Source organism: Variovorax sp. H27-G14 (assembly GCF_046156345.1).
In the GTDB taxonomy this organism is placed as follows: Bacteria; Pseudomonadota; Gammaproteobacteria; order Burkholderiales; family Burkholderiaceae_C; genus Variovorax.
This window is the reverse complement of record NZ_JAYLVN010000001.1, coordinates 173769-196708: the sequence shown is the minus strand read 5'-3', so window position 1 is coordinate 196708 and position 22940 is coordinate 173769. Positions and strand designations below refer to the sequence as shown.

At 59.8% G+C, this 22940-nt stretch carries 18 protein-coding genes, 1 other RNA gene and 3 pseudogenes; 15 read left to right on the top strand and 7 right to left on the bottom strand.

Annotation, left to right across the window (positions count from 1 at the left end; genetic code table 11):
* Nucleotides 1–54: 54 nt before the first annotated feature.
* The 4 genes from ompA to ssrA all read left to right on the top strand — a co-directional run bounded on the left by ompA (nucleotide 55) and on the right by ssrA (nucleotide 2626).
* Nucleotides 55–705, top strand: a complete 651-nt coding sequence (gene ompA, locus VLK31_RS00970; RefSeq protein ID WP_409166500.1) for an outer membrane protein OmpA — start codon at nucleotides 55–57, stop codon at nucleotides 703–705.
* Nucleotides 706–833: 128 nt separating this feature from the next.
* A complete protein-coding gene (ubiG, locus tag VLK31_RS00965) occupies nucleotides 834–1562 on the top strand; it encodes a bifunctional 2-polyprenyl-6-hydroxyphenol methylase/3-demethylubiquinol 3-O-methyltransferase UbiG (protein WP_409166499.1) in 729 nt (242 codons plus the stop codon).
* Nucleotides 1559–2227 carry an HAD-IA family hydrolase gene (locus VLK31_RS00960; protein WP_409166498.1) on the top strand — a complete coding sequence of 223 codons (669 nt, stop codon included), beginning with the start codon at nucleotides 1559–1561 and terminating at the stop codon, nucleotides 2225–2227. The genes ubiG and VLK31_RS00960 overlap by 4 nt, the downstream gene beginning before the upstream one ends.
* A gap of 12 nt (nucleotides 2228–2239) precedes the next feature.
* Nucleotides 2240–2626: a transfer-messenger RNA gene (gene ssrA / locus VLK31_RS00955) on the top strand.
* 287 nt (nucleotides 2627–2913) lie between these two features.
* Here the strand turns inward: ssrA and VLK31_RS00950 are convergent.
* From VLK31_RS00950 to istA, 4 genes and pseudogenes are all read right to left on the bottom strand, one after another.
* Nucleotides 2914–3390 (bottom strand): annotated as a pseudogene (locus VLK31_RS00950) (LacI family transcriptional regulator).
* Entirely contained in the window at nucleotides 3387–3782 is a 396-nt protein-coding gene (locus VLK31_RS00945) for a hypothetical protein (protein WP_409166497.1), read from the bottom strand. The pseudogene VLK31_RS00950 and the gene VLK31_RS00945 overlap by 4 nt, the downstream one beginning before the upstream one ends.
* A 9-nt stretch (nucleotides 3783–3791) precedes the next feature.
* On the bottom strand, nucleotides 3792–4580 hold the full coding sequence (gene istB / locus VLK31_RS00940) for an IS21-like element helper ATPase IstB (protein WP_409166496.1): 789 nt from the start codon (nucleotides 4578–4580) through the stop codon (nucleotides 3792–3794).
* 12 nt (nucleotides 4581–4592) lie between these two features.
* A pseudogene (istA, locus tag VLK31_RS00935) lies at nucleotides 4593–6101 on the bottom strand (IS21 family transposase).
* Between the two features lie 141 nt (nucleotides 6102–6242).
* On the opposite strand from istA, the pseudogene VLK31_RS00930 reads away from it, so the two are divergent.
* The 11 genes and pseudogenes from VLK31_RS00930 to VLK31_RS00880 all read left to right on the top strand — a co-directional run.
* Nucleotides 6243–6512, top strand: a pseudogene (locus VLK31_RS00930) (transposase); the annotation flags it as partial.
* A gap of 507 nt (nucleotides 6513–7019) precedes the next feature.
* The gene (locus VLK31_RS00925) at nucleotides 7020–7937 is read left to right on the top strand and encodes a TauD/TfdA family dioxygenase (protein ID WP_409166495.1); all 918 of its coding nucleotides are present in this window, start codon (nucleotides 7020–7022) and stop codon (nucleotides 7935–7937) included.
* Between the two features lie 61 nt (nucleotides 7938–7998).
* On the top strand, nucleotides 7999–8397 hold the full coding sequence (locus VLK31_RS00920; RefSeq protein ID WP_409166494.1) for a cupin domain-containing protein: 399 nt from the start codon (nucleotides 7999–8001) through the stop codon (nucleotides 8395–8397).
* Entirely contained in the window at nucleotides 8394–10007 is a 1614-nt protein-coding gene (locus VLK31_RS00915) for a class I tRNA ligase family protein (RefSeq protein WP_409166493.1), read from the top strand. Before VLK31_RS00920 ends, VLK31_RS00915 begins: the two co-directional genes overlap by 4 nt.
* 33 nt (nucleotides 10008–10040) lie before the next feature.
* Entirely contained in the window at nucleotides 10041–11381 is a 1341-nt protein-coding gene (locus VLK31_RS00910; RefSeq protein WP_409166492.1) for a lysine N(6)-hydroxylase/L-ornithine N(5)-oxygenase family protein, read from the top strand.
* The gene (locus tag VLK31_RS00905) at nucleotides 11374–12804 is read left to right on the top strand and encodes an FAD-dependent oxidoreductase (RefSeq protein WP_409166491.1); all 1431 of its coding nucleotides are present in this window, start codon (nucleotides 11374–11376) and stop codon (nucleotides 12802–12804) included. Before VLK31_RS00910 ends, VLK31_RS00905 begins: the two co-directional genes overlap by 8 nt.
* A gap of 26 nt (nucleotides 12805–12830) precedes the next feature.
* On the top strand, nucleotides 12831–14189 hold the full coding sequence (gene ectB / locus VLK31_RS00900; RefSeq protein ID WP_409166490.1) for a diaminobutyrate--2-oxoglutarate transaminase: 1359 nt from the start codon (nucleotides 12831–12833) through the stop codon (nucleotides 14187–14189).
* On the top strand, nucleotides 14189–14689 hold the full coding sequence (locus VLK31_RS00895) for a GNAT family N-acetyltransferase (RefSeq protein WP_409167341.1): 501 nt from the start codon (nucleotides 14189–14191) through the stop codon (nucleotides 14687–14689). The genes ectB and VLK31_RS00895 overlap by 1 nt, the downstream gene beginning before the upstream one ends.
* Nucleotides 14690–14713: 24 nt before the next feature.
* Nucleotides 14714–15097, top strand: a complete 384-nt coding sequence (locus VLK31_RS00890; RefSeq protein ID WP_409167340.1) for a RidA family protein — start codon at nucleotides 14714–14716, stop codon at nucleotides 15095–15097.
* Nucleotides 15098–15161: 64 nt separating this feature from the next.
* Nucleotides 15162–15773: a LysE family translocator gene (locus VLK31_RS00885; RefSeq protein ID WP_409166489.1), complete on the top strand. Its 612-nt coding sequence runs from the start codon at nucleotides 15162–15164 to the stop codon at nucleotides 15771–15773.
* Nucleotides 15774–15795: 22 nt separating this feature from the next.
* The gene (locus VLK31_RS00880; RefSeq protein ID WP_409166488.1) at nucleotides 15796–17145 is read left to right on the top strand and encodes a SidA/IucD/PvdA family monooxygenase; all 1350 of its coding nucleotides are present in this window, start codon (nucleotides 15796–15798) and stop codon (nucleotides 17143–17145) included.
* Between the two features lie 193 nt (nucleotides 17146–17338).
* Here VLK31_RS00880 and VLK31_RS00875 read toward each other — a convergent pair whose 3' ends face one another.
* The 3 genes from VLK31_RS00875 to VLK31_RS00865 are packed head-to-tail and all read right to left on the bottom strand — an operon-like array spanning nucleotide 17339 to nucleotide 22940.
* The gene (locus tag VLK31_RS00875; RefSeq protein ID WP_409166487.1) at nucleotides 17339–19783 is read right to left on the bottom strand and encodes an ATP-binding protein; all 2445 of its coding nucleotides are present in this window, start codon (nucleotides 19781–19783) and stop codon (nucleotides 17339–17341) included.
* Nucleotides 19780–22227 carry an ATP-binding protein gene (locus VLK31_RS00870; RefSeq protein WP_409166486.1) on the bottom strand — a complete coding sequence of 816 codons (2448 nt, stop codon included), beginning with the start codon at nucleotides 22225–22227 and terminating at the stop codon, nucleotides 19780–19782. Before VLK31_RS00870 ends, VLK31_RS00875 begins: the two co-directional genes overlap by 4 nt.
* Nucleotides 22224–22940, bottom strand: a complete 717-nt coding sequence (locus VLK31_RS00865) for a response regulator (RefSeq protein ID WP_409166485.1) — start codon at nucleotides 22938–22940, stop codon at nucleotides 22224–22226. Before VLK31_RS00865 ends, VLK31_RS00870 begins: the two co-directional genes overlap by 4 nt.

Below are 22940 nucleotides of genomic sequence, written 5' to 3'. Positions count from 1 at the left end.
TAAAGCGTCCTTGATTCGCAGCGCGGCTGCGGCTTTTTCCCCAAGAGGAGAACCATGAAGAAACTGAATAAAGTGGCGATGATGTTTGCAGTCGCTGCGCTCGCCACTGCCGCCGGCGCGCAGACCCGTGTCACCGCTGCTGACGGCGGTCCTACGATCGACAACTGGCAAAACGGCACTGGCGAACTGGTCTGGAAGAACGGCACCAATGAACTGTGCTGGCGCGATGCCAACTGGACGCCTGCTACCGCAGCCGCTGGTTGCGACGGCGCTCTGGTTCCTGCTGGTCCGGCTGCTGTTGCTCCCGCTCCTGGCGTGGTGCCTGCCGCTCCGGCCGCGCAAGTCGCTGCTTCGAAGGTTACCTTCGCTGCTGACGCCTTCTTCGACTTCGACAAGTCGGTTCTGAAGCCTGAAGGTCGCGCCAAGCTGACCGATCTGGTCGAGAAGATCCGTGGCGTCAACCTCGAAGTCATCATCGCTGTGGGTCACACCGACTCCATCGGTACGGACGCTTACAACCAGCGTCTGTCGGTGCGTCGCGCCGAAGCCGTCAAGGCCTTCCTGGTCTCGAAGGGCATCGAACGCAACCGCGTCTACACCGAAGGCAAGGGCGAGAAGCAGCCAGTGGCTGACAACCGCACCAAGGAAGGCCGCGCCAAGAACCGTCGCGTGGAAATCGAAGTGGTTGGCACCCGCGCCAACTGATCGATCGATTCCATCGACCGTAAAAACCCCGCTTAGGCGGGGTTTTTTTATGGGCGTTGAATTGGCGATTGATCTTTCAACAAAGCCGGGCGTTGTTTATGGGACATTGCTCGTTTCATAATCGCTGCATGACAGAAAACGTGAATGCCGATCCGGCTGAACTGGCCAAGTTTTCAGAACTTGCACATCGCTGGTGGGATTTGGAGAGCGAATTCCGCCCACTGCATGAAATCAATCCATTGCGACTGGAATGGATTGACGGTATTGCCCCTATTTCGCAACGCCGTGTGCTCGATATCGGCTGCGGCGGCGGCATCCTGGCGGACTCCATGGCCCGCAAGGGCGCCGACGTGCTGGGCATCGACCTTGCCGGCAAGGCACTGAAGGTTGCGCAACTGCATGCGCTGGAGGCGGGCACGCATGGCGTGAAGTACCGCGAGATCAGCGCCGAAGCCCTGGCCGCCGAGCAGCCAGGCAGCTTCGACGTGGTCACCTGCATGGAAATGCTCGAGCACGTGCCCAAGCCCGCATCCGTCATTCAGGCCTGCGCCACGCTGGTCAAGCCGGGCGGCTGGGTGTTCTTTTCTACCATCAATCGCAATCTGAAGGCCTTCATGTTGGCGATCGTGGGTGCGGAGTACGTCCTGGGCATGCTGCCGCGCGGAACGCATGAGTACGCCAAGCTGATTCGCCCCAGCGAACTCGCGGGCTATTGCCGTGCAGCCGATCTGGACCTTCGCCACACCCGCGGCCTGGAACACAACCCGTTGACCCGACGTTACTGGCTCAGCGGCGACACCAGCGTCAACTACATGTTCGCCACGCAGAAGCCGGCCGCTCCCGAGTCGCAAGGATGAAGGGCGCCGAGACCAAGGCCGTGTTGTTCGACCTGGACGGAACGCTGATCGACAGCGCGCCCGACCTCGGCGCTGCGGCGGACAAGATGCGCACCGACCGCGGCCTTGCCTCGCTCCCGCTCGATCTGTATCGGCCCATGGCCGGCGCGGGTGCGCGGGGCATGCTCGGTGTGGCATTCGGCATCACGCCGGAAGCGGCTGAGTTCCCGGCGCTGCGCGAAGAGTTCTTTGTGACCTACGAGCAAAGAATGCTGCTCAACACCCAAGTGTTCGACGGTGTGCAGTCCTTGATTGACGCGTTGCGCGAGCACGGTTTGCTGTGGGGTGTCGTCACCAACAAGTCGATGCGCTTCACGGATCCGCTCACGCGTTCGATCCCGCTTTTCGCGACCGCGGGCGCGGTGGTCAGCGGAGACACCACGCCGTTCGCCAAGCCGCACCCCGAGCCTTTGCACGAGGCGGCCCGCCGGCTCGGCGTGCCGTCGCAGGCTTGCATCTATGTCGGGGACGACGAGCGCGACATCATCGCGGGGCGCGCCGCGGGTATGCGCACGGTCGCGGCGACCTACGGTTACATGGGTTCGCAGGGCGATTCGACACGCTGGAACGCAGATGCTTCAATCTCTTCGCCCCTGGAGCTCTTGAAGTTGCTCAATAGCGCCTAAAATGAGTCGCTTGGGGCTGCACTGGTTTCGACGTGGGTTCGGAGTCGCAGCGGGGCATGTCGAGCTGAATGCGCTCGTAAAACAGATTCAAACAAACTAACTGCAAACGACGAACGTTTCGCACTCGCCGCTTAATTGCCGGTGAGCTTTGCAACAGCAGGCCGATGGGCTGGGCAAGGGGGTAACAGAGCAATCTGAAACCTCCCGGCTGCAAAGATAATTACATGGGCTGGCTCCGATCCGGGTACCTTGGGTCGGGACGAGAAAATAGGGTGCTGGCGTCCGGTTTAGCGTGTGACTGCGCGACTCAGGAAGCGAGACTTAAATCAGATCACTAAACATGTAGAACTGCGCGATGAAGGCTTGCGGACGGGGGTTCAAATCCCCCCAGCTCCACCACTAAAACTTGCGAAGACATTCTCTTTGCATTTCGATCAACCCCGTCAGGCCGCAAGCCTGGCGGGGTTTTTCACTTCGGCTTGCGGACTTCGCCACCCGGGGTCTACCGGGATTTTGACGGCTTTGGCCCGTTTTTCCTCTCTCTTTCTCTACTCCCTGCGGACGCGCAAGCGGCCAAGTCCGCAAGGGCGATTCCTGCAGTATCAACAACTTACGCATCGTCGTCGCCACAGATATTTTTTCGAGCATCGGTCGGCACCTCAAGACCAGCGAGAGAGAGGATTCCGTCAATTCTGCGCAACAGGCAGTGTTTTTCCAGCACTCACCTTGGCAACGACATCGGCAACACGCTGGCGCTGCGCCTGCCAACACAGCGGCGTGTCGATGGCCAGATCGAACAGCGAGACTTCCTCGGCCAACGTTTCGTGGAGGATCGCCACCTGGATGTCCGGAGCCAAGGTCGTCAGGTTGACCATGCGGCTCACGTAGCTGCGGTCGATCTTTTCACGCTCGGCAATGCCTGCCAGGTTGCTGACTTTGCCGGACTCAATCTGTCGCAACCAACGGTGGCCGCGAGCCAAAGCTACTTGCAGCGCCGTCGGCGCACGCAGGCCGCCCAGCGTGGCAGAAATGCCCTGCGGCACCACCACCTGCCGTCGTCCGCTCTAGCGTTGAATGCGGATCGGAATGGCCACCGTGATGCCACCATCTTGCGAGCGCAACATCATCGCCTCGCCCGGAAACTCCACCGCGGTCATTTTCATGCCGGCGCCTCCTCGATAGTGTTCGCCGTTTTTCGGCTTGCGGTGCGCACCACGTCCAGCGCCAGGTTCTCGATGCCGTTGGAGTGTAGGTGCACCTGCGTCTCGTTGGGCGACACGACAATGCGCTCGACCAGCAACTGCACGATGCGATGCTGCTCCAACGGAAACAACTGCTCCCACACCGCGTCGATTTGGGACAGGGCCACTGCCACCTGTATTTCGGTCATCCCTTTGGTCGCCGCGTCACTGCGCATTTCGGCGAACGTGACCGACGATTTCGGGAACGTGACCGGCTTGAGTGGTCGGTGCTGAGTTGCGTGGAATTGGATTGTAGGAAGAGAGGATTTGAGGGTTGTTGGGCGGGGTCCGTGAGTGGGGTCTTGGAAGGGCATGGGGGTTGTCTAAACGGCGATTTCGTCTTTGATCATTTCCATAGGGTTGCCTTCGGCGGTCGCAGGGGCTGCCTTGCCTGGGCGCAACGACTGGCCCTTGAGGTTGAGTCGATGGCTGCGCGACAGCAGCCGGTCGAGGATGGCGTCGGCGATCGTGGCATCGCCGATCCAGGCATGCCAGTGTTCGACCGGCAACTGACTGGTCACGATTGTTGGACGCGTCCCGGCCCGGTCGTCGATGACCTCCATCAGGTCGGCGCGTGTGGGTCCGTCCAGGGCCGCAAGACCCCAGTTGTCGAGCAGCAGTAAGTCCGTGCGTGCCACCGCCTGCAGCCAATGACTGAAGCCGCCGTTGCCGTGCAGCACACGCAGGTCCTCGGCCAGGCGCGGCACGCGCACATAAAGCGCCGAGCGACCTCGGCGGCATGCGTGCTGCGCCAGCGCGCAGGCCAACCACGACTTGCCCGAGCCTGTGGCGCCACTGATCAGTATGGCGGTGCCGTCCTCCACCCAGCGCGACAGTGCCAGGCTCATCAACGAGCTCCTCTCGAAGCCCCGGCCGACGCGGCTGTCCACGTCTTCGATGCAGGCCTGGGGATACTTCAAGCCGGCCTTCTTCATCAGCACGGCGCGGCGCTTGTCGCCGCGGTGGTGCACCTCGCGGTCGACCATCAGCGCGAGGCGCTCCTCGAAGCTCAGGCCCATGCTCGCGCCGCTGGAGAGCTGCTCCTCGACGGCCGAGGCCATGCCTGCGAGCGTGAGGTCGCGCAGTTGCGTGAGGGTGTTGTTCATCATCATTGGGGAGGTCCTTCAGTGGAAGTAGGAAGCGCCGCGCAGGTTGTCGTGCTCCGGGGACACCCATTCGGGTGCGGGAGCAGGACGCTCGATCAGGTCCCGCCCGTGGGCGAGGATGTCGCGCACATGGCGGTACTGCCCAACGCCGAGTTCGAGCGCCAGCATGCAGGCCGCCTCCAAGCGCTGCGGGCCGTAGCGCTTGACTAGGCTGAGCAGCCCAAGGCAACTGCGGTAGCCGTGTTCGGGGTGGCGAAAGCGCAGCAGCAACTGCGTGACGAAGCGCCCAGTATTCACGCCCACCTCCCCACCCCAATGGATCAGCCGCTCGGGCGACCACTCCTTGTGCGCCCTGTGGGCTGCTGGCATGTGCTCGTCGAGCGTGGTGAACCCGCCGCGCCGTGCGCTGCGGGCGTGGCAGGCCACGCGCTCGCCGCAGTGCAGCACGTCCACCAGGGCATCGGTGATGCGCGCCTCCAGCTTCAACCCCACCAGGGAGTGCGACACGCTGTAGCGGTGGCCTTCGACCTCGACGTGGTAGTCGATGTGCACCGTGACGGTCTTGAAGGTCGCCCACTGCCAGCGCTGGGCGGGCAAGGCGGACAGCGTGGGCGCATCGAGCGACGCGAACAGGCTGGCGCGGCTGCCGTCGATCTTCTGGAACCGGCGCTCGTTGAGCGAAGGCAGCAGCGCAGCCAATGCCGCATCGGCGGCGTGCACGTCCGCCAGCACGGTGTGCCGCAGCCGCGCCATCAGCCAGCGCTCAACAACTTGCACCGCCGACTCGGCGGTGGCCTTGTCCTTCGGAGAGTACGGGCTTGCCGGCAGGATCGAGACGCCGTAGTGACGCGCAAAGCTGTTGACCGTCTCGTTGAGCTTGGGCTCATAGCGGTAGACCTCGCTGACGAGTGCGCGCGGGTTGTCCGGCACGATCAATTGCGGCATGCCGCCATAGAACGTCAACGCACGAGCCCGCATGCTCTGGTCGGCGGTCGCGCAGGCGAAGGTGTAGCTGGATGCGCCCATGGCAGCCACGAAGACCTGCGCGCGGCTTCCATCGGCCAACGCGAGCGTCGGTCCCGCATAGTCGATGAAGAGCTTCTCGCCGGCACGCCGCTGCTAGCGCATCGAGCGCTTGAGGGTCTTGGCGAAGGCCTTGTAGTGCCCGCAGAACTGGGTGTAGGCCCAGGTCCTGCGCCCTTCGTTGGCGGCGCGGTATTCGCCCCATAGCAGCATCAACGTCACGCCTTTGCGGCGCAGTTCGATGTGCACATGGGCGTAGTCGGGGTCGACCACGTGGCTGAGGGCGGGGCCGCCGCCCATCAGGCGGTGCTCAAGCGACGCCTCGTCGAGGTCGGCCACCTCCGCCCAGTCGAGCCCAGCGCCGCCGGACAGGCTGAGGTACTTGGCGACAGCGCCCTTGGAGATCGACAGGCTGAGCGCGATGCGCTCGTGCGACAGGCCGCCCTGGTACTTGAGTCTGAGTATGTCCTTGATCATGCGTATGTTCATGCGTTGCGGTGGCATCCGGCTCGGCCTTCAAAGGGCGCGAGGCTATGCCCAGCGGGTTAGTCATACGCAACATCAGCACTGAACGCTGGCCCGGCAAGGGACCGCCGGGAAAACCCCGGTCACGGTCCCGAAAACACCGGTCACACGATGCGCCGAGATACCCACTGGCACATTGCCATGCGCCCGGGCAAGCGGCGAGCGCTGGACAAGGCCAACGAGATCGACGCGCTGGTCGACAAGGTGGAGAAGCTCAAGGCCAGCGTGCGTGCCAAAGTGGAGCATCCGTTCCGGGTGATCAAGCGCCAGTTCGGCCATGTGAAGGTGCGCTACCGCGGGCTGAGGAAGAACACTGCGCAACTGGTCACGCTGTTCGCGCTGAGCAATCTGTGGATGGTGCGAGGCAAATTGCTGTCTGCGCAGGCATGAGTGCGTCCGATGCACAGCCAAACAGCCCACAACGGGTGCGAAGTCGTAGGAATGAACTCGCCGCGCGTGCCGGCTGATGCTGAAGCGGTAGCTGCACGGCGCTCACCGAATCAGTTGTTTGTGAATGCACGGCTCAAATCGCATAGATCAGGCCATCCCTAAGAAAGCAGTTCTTTATCAATGGTTATTGATTAACTTTTTTGTCATTTTGAATTTTTGTTTCGCATTGCGTGTCGCTCGATGCGGCTCCCCCTCTCACGGGTGATATTGGATTGTTAAGTAAAGATTTGATTGGTCAAAATATGCAATCAAATTCCTTGTTGGATTTTCGGGAATTCGGTATTTATTAATTTTTTTTCATGAAAAATCACTGATAGACTTCAAAAAGTTCTCTCGAAAAACTTGCCGTAATAACGGGCTATCTTTTTGCAAATCCGCCAATTACTTGACCGAATGAGTGATTCTCGTTGAGTGCGCCAGACGCGTCTTGTTGGGAAGAGTTAAATCATGATTGATGCTAATAGCTATACATTGACGAACATTCAGAAACAGCATCTGCGCGAATCATCCATTGGGAAAGTCGCGTCAGGCGCAGGCGTTTCGCTTTTAGAGGCTGGGTTCCAGGTGGATGAGTTGGCTCGACGGCTATTCGCATCGAGCTCGCCTTTTCTTGTCATCGACAACTTGCCGGTCGAATCGTTGGATGGCAAATGGAGCGTGGGCCCAACACCCATCACTTCATTCGTTCTGACTGCGTTGCTTGATGCCTTGAATCTCACGGTTTTCGGCTATCGGCAGGAAAAGGGCGGTGCTCTCTATCACGACTTGCACCCGATACCCGGTGCCGAGCAGACCTACTCAAACGCCGGGCGAGTGCCATTTTCATTGCACACCGAGAATCCATACCTGCCGCGCGCCGCGCGTCCAACGGTGCTGGCGATTGCGGGTATCAACAACGACTCGAACACCGAGACGCTCGTGGTGCCAGTGGCACGCATTACTGAGCAGATGCCCGCCGATATCCGCGCCGCGTTGGAACGGGAGGAGTTCACCTTTCGCCAGTCCGATTCGTTCCAGCTAAATGGCTACGACGTGCACCGTCGAAACACTGCCATCTTGTGCAAACGTGATGGGTTCGACGAGTTTCGCTGGGCTATCACCAATCGTGAGTCCACCGCCCAAGGGGCCGATGCCATTGAGTGGGTAAAGGCGATGTACGAAGACGTCAGCACACGCGTGGCGGTTCAGCCCGGCCAAGCGCTCGTCTTCAACAACCATCGTTGCCTACACGGCCGGGGTCCTGTCGAGGGCCGGCGCTGGATGAAGCGGGTCTATGGCATTGACAAGACGACATTGCTCGATAGCAACCAACTGATTGACGTATGGGCGACGCTGGCTGATCCGTCCATTGATCACTCCTTTTGAGCGCACCTACGAAGAGCGTCGCATCTTTTTGCCCCTATCAACTTCCTACTGAAGACCAATCATGCACATTCGAAAAGCAAGCACCGATGTCAGTAAGTCTGAATACGGCGGCGATTTCCGTCGCATCTACCCGTGGGCAGGCGTGAGCACGCCGCCTTGGGGTTCGGCTTGGATGACAATTGCTGCGGGCGAGGCATCGAACCCGCACAACCACGACGAGGACGAGACTTTCATCATCGTGAGCGGAACCGGCATCATGACCGTCGACGATGAGTCTCAACCGGTGGAAAAGGGTGACGTCATTTATCTACCACGCTTCAGCCAGCATCATCTTCAGAATACTTCGGCGGTTGAGTCGCTGGAGTTTCTGACCGTTTGGTGGGGTGCGCCTGAAGTATCCGCTGCGCCCACTCCGACTGGCGCCACGACCCAGTCTGTCGTTGAAGGACAACCCGCATGAAGCGCATTGTCATCACCGCTACGCCGCCAACGCCTAATGGCGATCTGCACATCGGCCATCTTTCGGGGCCGTACCTTAATGCGGATGTCTACGCTCGATACGTGCGCTTGCAAGGCGACGAGCCGTTGTACGTCTCGTTCTCAGATCACAACCAGACCTATGTAGTGACAACGGCTGCGCGCAACAACGAGGTACCAATGGCGCTTGCAGACCGTTATGCCGACGGTATTCGCGAGACGCTGTCAATGGCGAACATCCAGACGGATACCTTTCACAACCCGGATGAGCGCCATAGCGCGTTCGTGCAGGGATTTTTCAGCGAGCTGTTCGCGAAGGGGAAGCTCAAAAAGAAAACCAAGCCGGTCCTTGTCAATGTTGCGACTGGGGAGCATGTGTTCGAGTCCTACCTCAAGGGCCACTGCACAGTGTGTTTCTCCGAAACTTCGGGGGCCATCTGCGAAGCGTGCGGGCATCCGAACGATGCCACAACCATCGATTCGCCACGCGTCTCGCTCGCACCAGATACGCCGCTCGAATTGCGCGAGATGGAACTCGTCTATCTGGAGATTGAGGAGTACCGCGAGCAAATCAAGGCGTTCTATGATGCCAAGCGCGGCACTTGGCGGCCGCACCTGATCGCGCTCGTCGACGAGCTGCTTTCGAAGCCGCTGGCCGACTATCCAGTGACCTATCGCTCTAGCTGGGGCATCCCCGCTCCTTTCCCAGGCTGCCAGGGGCAGGTGCTCAATGTTTGGGCCGAGATGTTCCCGGGACTGGTGAACGCGGCCAACCTGGTCGCAGAGCGTGATGTGAACAACGCCGCCGGGACGCTGTCGGCCAAGTCGGGGTGGAACGATAAGTCCCAGGTAGTCCAGTTTCTCGGCTACGACAACTCCTACTTCTTCGCCCTCGTGCACCTGGCGCTCGCCTTCGCCAGCGAAAACAAATACGCGCCGACTGCTTTCATCGTGACCAACGAGTTCTATGAACTCGACAACTTCAAATTCTCAACGAGCAAGCGCCACGTTATTTGGGGGCGCGACATCCTGAAAGACGTGCCAGCTGACTTGCTCCGCTACTACCTGTGCCTGAGCAATCCCGAAGGTCAGAAGATCAACTTCACGCTCACCGGCTTTCGCGAACTTACCGAAAAGCGCTTGCAAGCACCCTGGCAGTCGTTATTGTCGAATATCCTTGAATCGCTACAGGCGCACGACCTTAACACGGTCGTGCTGCCCAGGGTAAGCAGCAGCACCCGAGGCAGCATCTACGGACAAGCCCAGGCGCGCTTTGCCCACTTCTATGCGGCGGAGCATTTCAGCCTGCAAGGCGTCGCTGAGAATTTCAGTCAATTGCTCAGTTGGGCAGCAAATCGGGCTCAAAACGTCCGTGGATTGCCCTCCGACGCAGCTCGGAGCGAGCTGGCGGATCTCCTTCGGCTCATCGGATGGACTATCCCGCTCGTCACGTCTGCCGTGATGCCTTCCTTCGCCAATGATGTGCGTCGGCACCTGCAGTTGCCGACCGTGCAACGCTGGGACGAGGAACCAGATGCTCATGTCGTTCGCGTAGCGGATCTCACGCACCTTCAAAGGCTACTGGCGTTCTGAGCGAGGCGCACACATCGAGAGAAAGGGAAGATTTTGATATACGACATCATCGGGGTGGGCTTTGGGCCCGCGAACATCGCGCTTGCCATCGCACTAGAAGAAGAAGGGCTGGGAGGGACTCACCTCTTTCTGGAGCGCAATGCGGGTCCTGGGTGGCAGGAAAACATGATGCTGCCAGGCTCGGATATTCAAAACCATCCGCTGCGCGACCTGGTAACGCCGTCCAACCCGCGCAGCCGCTACAGTTTCACGAACTTCCTGCACGAACATGACCGGTTGTTCGAGTTCCTGAACCTGGGCATCACTTATCCGCTCCGCGAGGAGTACGCGCAATACGTGCGCTGGGCGGCTGATGCCTTTAAGGACAACGTCCGCTATGGCGTCGAGGTAGAGGAGATTACGGTCGGCGACGATGTGACGCAAGGGGGTCGAAGAGCCAATGTTCCTGGGAAAGGTGCACACTATGTAGTGCGTACCTCGCAGGGCGTCTTTCAGGCGCGCACGCTCGTGGTTGCCCCCGGCCGCAGCCCCAACATTCCGCAGGTATTCGAGCCTTTGATGGGTCGCGAGGTCTTTCACCTGACCCAGTACCGGCCACGCATCGAAGCCTTGATGCCCCTCCTCAGCAAGGGCGGTGCGGTCGCTGTGGTGGGAGCAAGCCAAAGTGGCGTGGAAATTGCGCTCGACTTGGAGCGGCGCTTTCCTGCGGCAACCGTGCACTGCGTGATTCGCTCGTACGGATTTCGCTTGAAAGATACGAGTCCATTCAGCGACGAAATCTACTTTCCCGAGTTCGTCGATTACTATTTCAACGCGTCAGCACAGAACAAGTCGCGCCTGAACGAGGAGCTTCGGTACACGAACTACTCCTCGGTAGACGCCGACGTGCTGCACCAGCTGTACCTCACGCGCTACATGCACCGACTGCGCGGCAGTAAGCGACTGCAGGTGCATCAGAGCGCGCAGATTCTTAAGGCCAAGGCGAGTGGGGCGCGTATCAGCTTAAGCCTGCACAATGACGTGAACCAAGATACGGGTCGTCTGGACGTGGACGCAGTCGTGCTGGCCACCGGGTTTAAGAACTTCGGCCGCGACGGCAAGGAAGAGTTATTTCATCCACTACTCAAGAATATCGTCAGCCACTTGCAGGTCGACGAACAGCTCGGAGCGCTGGTGAACCGGGATTATTCGGTGCGTGTGGCGCAGGGCAGCGAACTTCCAATGCTGTTTTTGAATGGCCTGTGCGAATCGACCCACGGCTTCGGCGACGCTGGTTCGTTCAGCCTGCTCTCGCTGCGCGCCCGCGAGATTGCCCGGGCCATTGGCGCTCGCAAGCCGGCTGCACGTATGTCGAGCGAAGTGCTGCATGGTTAAGCCTACAGCGGAAGTCGAGTTCGGCCTGTCTGTGGCGCAGCCTGTGCGGAAAGCAGCGGACGTGCCCGCGTTCGGGTCAAGTTCAACGCCTCTCTCGGAGTCCATCTGGCTTCAGGATTGGCGAGCGTTGCGTGAGGGTCTACCTGCTCAAACAAAAAGGCCTCTACCACCCTCCTGCGATGTTGCCATCGTGGGCGCTGGCCTGACAGGACTCACTACAGCACTTCGCCTAGCCCAGGCTGGTCGCAGCGTCATTGTCCTCGAGGCCGAGAGTGCGGGCAGTGGGGCGAGCCTGCGCAATGCGGGCTTTTGCACCTCGTCTGCGCCGTTCAGTGTGAAAGCGGCCATCAACCGTCATGGAATAGAGCGCGGACAAGATCTGCTGCGGTGGTTCTTCGGAGGCCCGGACCAAGTGCGCGCTCTGCTTGGGGAGCTTGGCGAGAAAGATGTTTTGGAGGATGCCACTCGCCTTGTGCTGGCCGACACTGCTATGCAAGCGCAGCAACTGCGTGCGGAGTGTGAAGCGCTCAACGAAGTTCTGGTGCCACTCGGTCGCAAGCTTGAATACCTCACGGGCGAGGCGCTGCGCGAACACATCGGGTTCGGTGAATTCCAAGGTGCCTTGCGCGATCCGATAAGCGCGTGCGTCAACCCGGCGCGCCTTGTGGCCGCACTGCTACACGCCTGCGAAGGATTAGGCGTGCGGCTCTTGGAGCAAACCCGGGTGTCGCGAATCAAGGCGGCACTGGACGGTGCCGGCGGCTGGCGGCTGCAGCACACGCAGGGCGAATTGACAGCTCCCCGCGTGGTTCTGGCTACCAACGGCTACAGTACGGGCCTTGGAGTCGGCTCGAACCGACTGGTGGTACCGGTGGGCAGCTACATCGTTGCAAGTCATCCACTGGAACCGCACGCCGTGCAACAGTTCGGCGCAAACCCTACAGTCTTTTCGACATCGGGACGCTTTCCGAACTATTTCCGGCTCGTTACCGACGCTGTGACCGGATCGGCACGGCTGCTCTTTGGCGGCAGGCGTTCTTTGTGCTATGAGAGTTCGCCACAGCGCGTGGCCACCGAGTTGCTTGAAGACGCTCGTCGTGTGCTGCCTGGCGTTCCTTTCAACGTCGAGCGCGCTTGGGGTGGACGTTTAGCATTCACAGCTCACCGCGAACCGCAGATGGGCGAGATTGAGAGCGGCCTGTACTTTGCAGGCGGCTGTTGCGGTCATGGCGTGCCGACGTCGATTGCCTGCGCCAACGCGCTTGCGTCTGTATTACTAGAGAAAGCAGATGCACCGCCCGTTTTCTATCGCCGAAAACTCTCCCGCTCCTTCGCCATGGCGGCTGCTTCGAAGCTATTGCCGCTCATTGGAACGTACTACCGCGCACGCGACAGACTAGATGCGCTGCGGGTTACACGCTGACCGACTCAAATCCCAAGATATTTCTGATGACCATCGCAGACCCCAAACCATCCTTATTGAAGTCCTCGACACTGGCGCTGGCGGCTCAGACTTTGCAGAATTCGCCACCCCTGTCCTTCAGTACTCGTCTCACACTGATTGGGGATATGGAGTCAGCTGTCCGTACCTACTGCCGCAGCACGCCGGTGGTATTCACCCGGGCACAGGGTAGCTACATTTACGACGAAGATGATCGGCAATACATTGACTTCTTGAGCGCCGCAGGCTCGCTCAACTACGGGCACAACGACCGCCACATTAAGCAATCGCTTCTACAGTACCTGCAAGGCGATGGCATCCTGCAAAGCTTGGACTTCGCGACCGAGGCCAAGGCAGTATTTTTGCAGAAGTTCCGCGACACTATTCTCATACCGCGCGGGCTCAACTACCGAGTTCAGTTCACCGGCCCCACCGGCGCTAACTGTGTAGAAGCGGCCTTGAAGCTCGCGCGCAAGGTCACTGGCCGCCGCACGGTGGCTGCGTTCACCAATGGCTACCACGGTGTCTCACTCGGGGCGCTCGCCCTCACGGGAAATCGCTCCAAGCGCCAGGCCGCTGGTGTCTCGCTGGACGACACCCTGCGCCTGCCATACGACAACTACTTCGGCTCGGAAATTGACACCCTCGATCAGGCCAGAAAGCTTTTTTTCGATGCCAGTAGCGGCTACGACGCGCCGGCGGCGTTCATCGTAGAGACGGTGCAGGGCGAAGGTGGCCTGAACTGCGCGGGCGGTCGCTGGATGCGCGCGCTTGCAACCCTAGCCAAGGAGCTCGGCGCACTGCTCATCGTCGACGACATCCAAGCCGGGTGTGGGCGATGCGGTACGTTCTTCAGCTTCGAGTCGATGGACATTCGCCCCGACATCGTGTGCCTGTCCAAGTCAATAGGTGGCTCAGGTTTGCCGATGGCACTCACTCTGATTCGCCCCGAGCTGGATGTATGGGAGCCGGGTGAGCACAACGGAACGTTTCGGGGCAATAACCTCGCGTTCGTCGGCGCGGCCGCTGCGCTCGACTACTGGCGCGATGCCTCATTTCAAAAAGACGTGGCACACCGCGCGACAGTGCTTGAAGCCAGTTTGAGACGCGTGACTGAAGGATGCTTGCAGGGCCGCGCTAAGGCTGTCGGTCGCAGCCTTTTCGTCGGATTGCGGTTCGCAGAGCCGCAAACGGCCGAGCGCCTGCGAAGCATGATGCTTTCCAAATACGTTCTGACGGAGACGTGTGGGCCGAACGATGAGGTGGTCAAGTTCATGCCAGCCCTCAACATTCCTGAGAAATTGCTTCTGCAGGGTCTCGCTGCGATGGAAAGCTGCGCCGAGCAATTGATGTCCCAGGGGGCGTGATGAAGCAAGCAAGGAGCAATTCGATCAGTCCTATGTGGTCCGGCACGGTCCGCCTGGCACTGGTGGCCGACCTTGACGCTTTGGTGCCGCTGTTTGAAGGGTACCGGGCATTTTACGGCGCGCTTGCAAACGAGGCCGGTGCGCGGCAGTTCCTGCTCGAGCGATTGAGGTTCAACCAGTCCACCGTCTTCCTGGCAGAGGACTCTCTGCACAACGCCGTCGGGGTCGCACAGTTGTACCCGTTCTTTACGTCGGTCGGTCTCGCACAAGTTCTTGTGCTCAATGACCTTTTCGTCGCGGAATCACACCGCAGTACAGGTACTGTCACGCAGTTGCTGGAATCGATTCGTGCGCATGCCCAGTGCTGCGGCGCGGCCAAACTTCGATTGTCGACTGCGGTGACGAACCAACGAGCCCAGCGCGTCTACGAGCGCGCCGGCTGGCAGCGCAATGACGAGTTTCACACCTACGAACTGTCCCTTGCAGACAAGAAAGCTTGAACGATGCCGGACACCCAACCCCACATCAAGCGCCACGGGCCGGACGGAAGTATTGGCATTGCCGGAAGGCGCGTGCCGTTTTCGCACGCCGTGGAGGCCGATGGCTGGCTGCACGTGTCCAGCCAAGTTCCGATGGTAGACGGGATGATCATCGGCGGGACCATCGAAGAGCAGACCCGACAGACGATTACCAACTTGCTGGGCATCTTGAAGCATGCCGGCTACGAGCTAGGCGACATCGTGCGCTGCGGTGTCTGGCTTGAAGACGCCCGAGACTTCTTTCCCTTCAACCGCGTGTTCTCAGAAGTCTTCGGTGAGCACCTTCCTGCCCGTACCAGCATCGTCGCATCGATGGTAATTGGCTGCAAGGTCGAGATGGATTGCATTGCATTTAAAGTTAAAAAATAAGATTTTTATTCTCTCCCAATAATTTTACCGCCGCACCACAACATTACAGATAAGGAGATTTCATATGACACTTGAATTAATAATCGCTTTGTTTATATTTTTGACTCCATTGGTAAATAGCCCCGGCCCTGGAAATAGTTTTTACATGGCGCTCGGTGCATCTAAGGGATTTGCCGGAACTCTGCCTTCATTGATAGGTTATCACGTAGCAACATTCATCGTGACTTTGATAATTGGTTTTGGGGTGGGCATGGCTTTTTTGAGTAATCCGATTATTTCTAAAGCGCTGCAAATTTTTGGCAGTGTTTACGTAGCTTGGATTGGAGTATTGTTTTTGCGTGAAGCCCTAAGTAATGATAGCTCTGGAGTAGAAGAGTCAGAATCCAGGTCTGCAGGTTTCTTTGGTGGCGCATTCTTGCTGCTCACAAATCCAAAAGCTTACTATGTAATTGCTGCAATGTGCACACAATTTATAGTACCTGGCGCAGAAAAAAATAGTAATGTACTAGTTTTAACATCGATATTTACTCTTTACAATTTTGTGGCATTCGGAGTGTGGAGTTTTCTTGGTAGCCAACTCACAAAAATATTTTTAGATAAGAATTCAAGAAAGTGGTTTTACCTGGTTTCCTCTGCTTGCATGTTTGGTGTTGCTGCATGGATATTGTTCCGCTAATTTTCTGAGACGAGAATATAACATGAATAAGATTTATGACATTGTTTGCGCTGGCTTTGGCCCCGCTGCCATTGCTCTTGCCGGTGCAATTGACGATGCAATTGAGAACAACCATTTGCCGAAGACTACTCGAAAGCGAATATTGTTCCTAGAGGCAGCAGAAAACACCGTATGGCAGGGGGGGCTTTTGTTGTCAGGTACAAATATTAACAACAGCACGCTTTCTGATCTTGCAACGTGGAGAGATCCAAGCAGTCAATTTACGTTCACGAATTACCTTGTGGAAAAAGGCCGCCTCCATGATTTCGGACTCTGGTCCGGTGCTGCAAGCCGAATTGAATGGTCAGACTATATTTCCTGGGCGGCTGAAAAATTGAAGACTTATGTACACTACTCTGAACCAGTAGATCACATATCTGCCAATCCCAATAGCGAAGGCAAGTTACTTGATGTACACACGAGTACTGGAATCTACACAACGCGACAAGTAGTTGTTGCTTGTGGTGCAGAGCCCTTTGTACCAGAAGTTTTTGTCAACATGCCGCAAGAGAAAGTTAGACATGCTCATTCCTATCTTTATTTCAGAAAATATATAGATGAGTTGGTTGGAAAAAGTGGTAGGCAATTAAAAATCGCGATTATTGGATCTGGCCTTACCGCTGCCGAAACAGCGCTTGATATGCTATCTCGTTATTCACATGATAAGGTGCATGTTTTTTCCATTCATCGAGGTCTTGCATTCAGACAGTATGACATGTCCCAATTTTCAAACATAATTTACACTCCCCCTGAAATTGATAGATTTCACGGGCTTTCCGCTAAAGCGCGCCGGACAATGATGGATAAGACTTGGGCCACTAATTTCTCTGGCGTAGATGTTGAATGCGCTGCTGCTTTTTGGCGATTTTTGTATGAACGCCGTGTTCAAGGTATTAATAATTTCACACTGTTGGATCGTTATTCCATTTCCAACTCTGCTATTGAGAAAGACGCGGTTCGTTTGCTGTTGAATGACGTGAATGCCGAAACATGCGGACCCGAAATTGAGGCTGATTTTGTATTGCTCTGTACCGGATATCAAGAATCTATTCCACGTCGCTTGTTAAACCCTTTGATTAATGATGTCGTTGTCGAGAAGGAGTTTGATGGATTATTTTCCATTGATCGAGAGTATCGTGTAAAGACGTCCAAAAATATTCAAGCACCTATTTATATGTGTGGTCATAGCGAGCACTCACATGGAGTTTCAAATGGGCAATCTTTTAGTATGATGGCTGTCAAAACTGCACGAATTTTTGATGCGATTTCTAGTTTCATTAATTCGGGTGATGGTATCCGCATTGCTCCGCAGTCGTTGGAAGAGTTGGTTTAGTCTCTACCCCGATTTCCACCACCATATTTTCCAAGGCCTTGGCCTTGGCCAAGTCCTGCTGAATCAAGGACTTGGGCTCGACCCGGCGTTGCTCGCCACGTCGGCCGCCGGCCGGTTCAAGCCGACCCTCAGGCGGCTGCCGGACTGAAACGGCGCATCGTTTCGTCAACTCCCACGCTTTTTTCGTTCACAGTCACCGGATCATCGGTGTCCGCGTCGGAAGATCGCCCGTGTCATTCGCGGTGCTTGCCAACCAGCCTCGCATGACCTGCGCAAGCAGTTCCGCGTGCTCGTCCGTCTGCCACCAATCCGCCGTGCGCAGCAGCGCTTCCAACCGCGCCGTCGCATCGACGATGCCATCCCGCCCCAGCGTTGCCGCAGCGCCGTGAATCCGAAGCGCCGCACGCAGCGCCGGCGCGGTCTCACGCAGTGCGATGGCCTGCAGCAGCTCGTCGATGTCCTTGTCGACCGCAACGCGAACAGGCTGTGGGTCTGGTGCTTCGATCGTCTGGTGCATGGTGGGCAGCACGCCGCAGTACCGCTCGATCACCCCCTGCAGCTTGGCGAGCCGAATCGGTTTGCTGAGCACATCGTCCATGCCCGTCGCGAGACAGCGCTCGACGTGGGCGTCGCCGGTCGATGCAGAGATCGCCACGATCGGGCTGCGGCTGCGTGCCTGCCGCGTCTCCACTTCGCGCAGTTCGGTGGTCAGCGTGTAGCCGTCCTTGTCTGGCAGGTCAACATCCATCAAGACGAGCGCGAAGGCGTCGTGCGCAAAGAGGGACAACGCCTGCGCGGCGTCCGGTGCAATCACCGGCTCGCAGCCCAGGCTCTGAAGCTGTGCGCTGAGCACTTCCTGGTTTGCCGGTGTGTCTTCCACCACCAGGACGCGCGGCGCGCCGTGGTTCAGCCGGGCGGCAGCAACGCGCGCTTCCAGCGGCACCGCGACGGCAGCGGGCCGCTTCGGCACCCGCTCTTCCGCGTGCACGGCCAGCGCCTGGGCCAGCTCGGCCGCCAGCGATAGCGTGACCGTCGTGCCCTGGCCTTGGGCGCTGACCATCGCGATGGTCCCGCCCATCAGCGTTGCGAGTTCGCGGCAAATGAACAGCCCCAGGCCCGTGCCGCCGGAGCGGTTGTAAGTGCCGGCCGCCTGGGCGTATGGCTGAAAAAGCCGCGCCTGGGCTTCTTCGGAAAGCCCGGCGCCCGTGTCGCAGACGGCAACATGCAGCAGCTTGCGCGTGGGCGCATCCGAAGCGCCCACGCGCACCGCCACGTCGACTCCGCCGGTTTCGGTGAACTTGATGGCGTTCGAAATCAGGTTGTGCAGCACCTGCGCCATGCGCGCTTCGTCCAGCATCAGGCGGGCGGGCGCGTCCTGCGTGGTCACCGTCAAGGCAATGTTTTTTTCTTGCGCGCGCAACCTGTGCAGGTCGGCCACGCCTCGGACGAGTGCCTCCACATCGACCGGCGCGCGCGCCAGCTTGAGCTGACCGGCATCGAGCTTGGCAATGACCAGAACCTCGTCCAGCAAGCGCAGCAGCGTCTGGCCGCCGCGGTCCGCCAGGTCGGCGAAGCGTTGCTGCTCCTGGCCCAGCGGCGTGAGGCGAAGAAGCTCGACCGCGGCCAGCATGGCGTTCATGGGCGAGCGGATCTCGTGGTTGGTCATGGCCAGAAACAGCGTCTTGTCGCTTTCATTGCGCTTGGCCCGCTGCCTTTGCCGATGCGCCTGGTACATCAGCGCGAGCAGCAGCAACAGCACCAAGGCGCCCAGCATCAGTTCGTGCGCGTAGTGCTGCGACATGAGGGTGGCGAAGGCCATCTCGAAATCGGCCATGCCCAGCCAGCGGTCATGGATGTCGTGGACCTCCTCGGGTGTCAGCGAGGCCAGTGTCTTGTCGAGCACCGAGCGAGCCACGGAGTCCCCCGCGCGCACGCCAAGGTCGAACTGCGACGAAATCTCCGGGATGACGCCCGAGATCTGCAGCCTGGCCTTGAACTCCCGGTCCAGATACGGCAGCACGAAGGTCTCGGTGGCAATGCCGACATCGGCGCTGCCTTGTTGAACCGAGCTCAGCATCTGCTGCGCCGACTCGCTCACCACGAACCTGGCATTCGGCAGCCTGGCCCGCAGGCGGGCTTCATAGGGCGTCTGGCGCGCGATGGCGACCGACTTGCCGTCGAGCTGCGCCAGGTTGAGCAAGATGCGCGAGCCGGTTTCCGTGATGATCAGCCCGGTGCTGAGGTGGTAGGGCAAGGTGAACTCGATGCCGTCTTCACGCAGCGGCGCGCCCACGAACCTGTTGGCGGAGAGCACATCAACGTCTCCTTTGGCCAGCATCTCCCGACCGGCGGCCAGCTTGCTGTACGGGACATAGTTGAACTGGATGCCGGTCTTTTCGGCGATGACCTTCAGGTGCTCGACGGACAGCCCGCGCGGCTTGCCGGCCTCGATGTACTCGATGGGCTTCACGCTCGAAAGAATGCCGATGCGCAGCACGGGATGCCGCGCAATCCATTCCTTTTCCTGCGCGTTGAATACGGGCTGGCCGCTGGCGGAATCCGCGCCGGCCGGTGTGCACGCCACGAGCAACAGGCCTTGCAGCAAGCCCAGCAGAATGCCCTGAATGCCAAGCTTCACGAAGGCGGCCCTTGGAGGGAAAGTGCGGGCAAGGCCGTCGAAGTTGCGCCTTGAACCAGCCGGGCCAGCAGCGCCGCATAGTCATCGCTGCGCCAGGGCGCCTGCGCGCGCAGCAGCGCTTCGACCGTGCCGGCGGCCTGCGCAATCTCCGGCCAGCCCAGCGTCAGGGCCGCACCATGCAGCCGGTGGGAGGCGCGCAAGGCGGAGTCCGCATCGCGCAGCGCCACCGCGCGCAGCAGATCGCGCACGTCCTTGTCGATGGCTTCGCGCACGTGCGGCAGCTCATCGATGGGCGCGGCCGGGTCGGCCGCACCATCGGGCTGTTCAAGGTCCACCTCGCACCACAGTTCGATCGCGTTGCGCAGCTTGGCCAGGCGAATGGGCTTGCTCAAGACGCCGTCCATGCCGGCGTCGAAGCAACGTTCGGCGTGCGCGGTGCCGGTCGATGCGGAGATCGCCAGAATGGGCACCCGCATTTGCATCGGCTCCGTGTGCGTGGGCTGTGCCTCCCTGCGGCGCATTTCGGTGGCGAGCGTGTATCCGTCCTGGTCGGGCAGGTCGCAGTCCATCAGCACCAGATCGAACGGCGCGCTGGCGAACAGCGCCAGTGCCTGCGCACCATCGGCCGCGACGGCGAGCTGGCAGCCCAGGCCTTGCAACTGCGCGCCGATCGCCTCCTGGTTGGCGGGCGTGTCCTCCACGAGCAGGATGCGCACGCCCGCGCCCGGCTTTTCGTGGTGCGGCTCGGGCGCGGCCTGTTCAACGTGTGCAAGGGGAGACGCGGAGTGGTCGTCATTGCTCAGCAGCTGCGAATCTGGCGTGGCGGTGGCCGTTTCGGCCAGCAGCGACAGCGTGACCGTCGAGCCCTTGCCCGGTTCGCTGTCCAGCGAAATCGCGCCGTGCATCAGTGCGGCCAGCTTGCCGCAGACGGCCAGGCCCAGGCCGGTGCCGCCCGAGCGGCTGTAGGTATTGGCTGCCTGCGCATAGGGCTGAAAAAGCCGCGCGCGGCTTTGCAGCGCAATGCCGATGCCGGTGTCCACCACGGCAATGGACAGGTGCATGTGGCCGCGCACGTCCGACGGCGATGCGCTCACGTGAACGTCCACGCGGCCTGCTTCGGTGAACTTGATGGCGTTGGAAATCAGGTTGCGCAGCACCTGCGCCACCCGGGCTTCGTCCAGTTGCAGCCAGCAAGCACCGGCCACCGCATCAACGGTCAGCGCGATGTTCTTTGCGTTGGCGCTGGCGCGATGCTGCTCTGCGACCCGGTGCACGAGCGCCCCCACGTCCGTCGGCTTGCATGCCAGTTTCAGCTGGTTCGCTTCGAGGCGGGAGAAGTCCAGCACGTCGTCGAGTAGGCCCAGCAGCGCGTCGCCGCCGCTGTCCGCCAGGTCTGCCAGATGGCGCTGCGCCTTGTTCAGTGGCGTCTGACGCAAGAGCTCGATGGCGGCCAGGATCGCGTTCATCGGTGAACGTATCTCATGGCTCATGACCGCCAGGAAGCGGGTTTTTTCGCGCTCGCCGTGAACGGATTTGCGGCGCTGCCTGTGCATTTGATAGACCAGCCCCGACAGCAGCAGCAAGACCAGCGTCAGCAGCGCGAATTCAGCCAGATAGTGCTTCGTCAGCACCGACAGGGAGGGGGCGTCGAACGCGTCAGTGGCGAGCCACCGGGTATAGATTTCGGCGCCTTCCTGATCGGTGATGGCGTCCAGCGACTTCTGCACCACCGACGCCAGGATCGGCTGGTCTGCCCTGACCGCCAGCGTGTTGACGGACGAATACTCCGAAAGCGCCCCCGATATCTGCAGCACCCCTTTGAACCTGCGATGAATGTAGGGCGTGAGGTACAGCTCGGTGGCCAGCACGGCGTCGACGGTGCCGTCCGTGAGCGCTGTCAGCAAGGGCAGCATCGACGCGTACTGCAGCACCTTCGAGTCGGGGAGCTTGGCACGCAGGTCCGCTTCGTAGTACGGGTGAAGGGGTGTTCCTATGGTTTTTCCGTTCAGCCCTCCGGCGTCGGACACCAGCCGCGCTCCCGAACGTGCGATCACCAGCAGCACGTGGATCTTGCGAGGCCTGGCGTAGTGCAAGCCCTGTTCCTCCTGCGGCCCATTGGCCGCCCGCACCACGCCCAGCAGATCGACCTGGCCCTGCCTCAACAGGTCTTCACCGGCCTGGACGCTGTTGACCTGCACGTAGTGAAACGTCAGACCGCTTTTTTGCGCCATGACCTTCAAGAACTCGGCGGTCAGCCCGCGAAGCTTGCCGTTCTGCATGAACTGGATTGGCGCGGTGTCCAGTTGCACGGCCATTCGCACGACCGGGTGACCGGCAACCCACGCGCGTTCCTCGGCGTTCAACGGCGGCGCACTCTCCGGCGGCTGCGCGCTGGCAACGGTGCACAGCCACAAAGCCGCAACGAGCCAGCGCCGGGCTGTCATGGCAGGTCGATCAAGTGTTTGATCTTGAACAAGCCGTTGTTCGACGTCACGCCGAGCTTGCGAAAAGCAGCGGCCTTTTGCGTGCTGATCGTCTTGATGCTGCGGTTGAATTTTTCCGCGATTTCCGTGATCGTCATGCCCGCGAGGTAGCAGCGAATGACTTCCTGTTCGCGCGCGGAGAGCACCGTGCCTTTCGCTGCGTTGTCTTGACGCGTGTGCTCGCTGTCCTCGTGCACGGTCTTGGCCTCCCCGACGCGGTAGGCCATGTCCGCGCTGAGGTAGACCTTGCCCTCGGCGACCATGCGGATGGCCTTGATGAGTTCGGCCATGTCCTCGCCCTTGCCGACAAAGCCTCTGGCACCGACGCGCAAGGCCAACGCGACTGTTGCGGCATCGTGCTGGGCGGAAAGCACGAGGATGCGGCAATCCGGAAATTTGACGCGCAGCGAGCGGATGAGCGAAACGCCGTCCAGTTCGTCCGCGCCCAATGCAAAGTCCAGCAGCAGGAGGTCTGCGGGAGCGGTTGCGAGGCCTGCAATGGCGTCGCGGCTCTTGCCATAGACGCCCACCAGAAAAAAGTCGGGTTCGGACTGCAACCTGTTGACCAAGCCGGCACGCACCACAGCATGGTCATCGAGCAGCGCAATACGCAGGTTTTTCATACGTGGAATGACATTCCGTCGACAGGCAGATTCGCGGATCTTAGGCTTCAT

Bases quoted from the DNA above. Each gene is read 5' to 3' on its own strand.
- ompA (WP_409166500.1), top strand. From the start codon at position 55: ATGAAGAAACTGAATAAAGTGGCGATGATGTTTGCAGTCGCTGCGCTC.
- ubiG (WP_409166499.1), top strand. From the start codon at position 834: ATGACAGAAAACGTGAATGCCGATCCGGCTGAACTGGCCAAGTTTTCA.
- VLK31_RS00960 (WP_409166498.1), top strand. From the start codon at position 1,559: ATGAAGGGCGCCGAGACCAAGGCCGTGTTGTTCGACCTGGACGGAACG.
- VLK31_RS00945 (WP_409166497.1), bottom strand. From the start codon at position 3,782: ATGCCCTTCCAAGACCCCACTCACGGACCCCGCCCAACAACCCTCAAA.
- istB (WP_409166496.1), bottom strand. From the start codon at position 4,580: ATGATGATGAACAACACCCTCACGCAACTGCGCGACCTCACGCTCGCA.
- VLK31_RS00925 (WP_409166495.1), top strand. From the start codon at position 7,020: ATGATTGATGCTAATAGCTATACATTGACGAACATTCAGAAACAGCAT.
- VLK31_RS00920 (WP_409166494.1), top strand. From the start codon at position 7,999: ATGCACATTCGAAAAGCAAGCACCGATGTCAGTAAGTCTGAATACGGC.
- VLK31_RS00915 (WP_409166493.1), top strand. From the start codon at position 8,394: ATGAAGCGCATTGTCATCACCGCTACGCCGCCAACGCCTAATGGCGAT.
- VLK31_RS00905 (WP_409166491.1), top strand. From the start codon at position 11,374: ATGGTTAAGCCTACAGCGGAAGTCGAGTTCGGCCTGTCTGTGGCGCAG.
- ectB (WP_409166490.1), top strand. From the start codon at position 12,831: ATGACCATCGCAGACCCCAAACCATCCTTATTGAAGTCCTCGACACTG.
- VLK31_RS00895 (WP_409167341.1), top strand. From the start codon at position 14,189: ATGAAGCAAGCAAGGAGCAATTCGATCAGTCCTATGTGGTCCGGCACG.
- VLK31_RS00885 (WP_409166489.1), top strand. From the start codon at position 15,162: ATGACACTTGAATTAATAATCGCTTTGTTTATATTTTTGACTCCATTG.
- VLK31_RS00880 (WP_409166488.1), top strand. From the start codon at position 15,796: ATGAATAAGATTTATGACATTGTTTGCGCTGGCTTTGGCCCCGCTGCC.
- VLK31_RS00870 (WP_409166486.1), bottom strand. From the start codon at position 22,227: ATGACAGCCCGGCGCTGGCTCGTTGCGGCTTTGTGGCTGTGCACCGTT.
- VLK31_RS00865 (WP_409166485.1), bottom strand. From the start codon at position 22,940: ATGAAGCCTAAGATCCGCGAATCTGCCTGTCGACGGAATGTCATTCCA.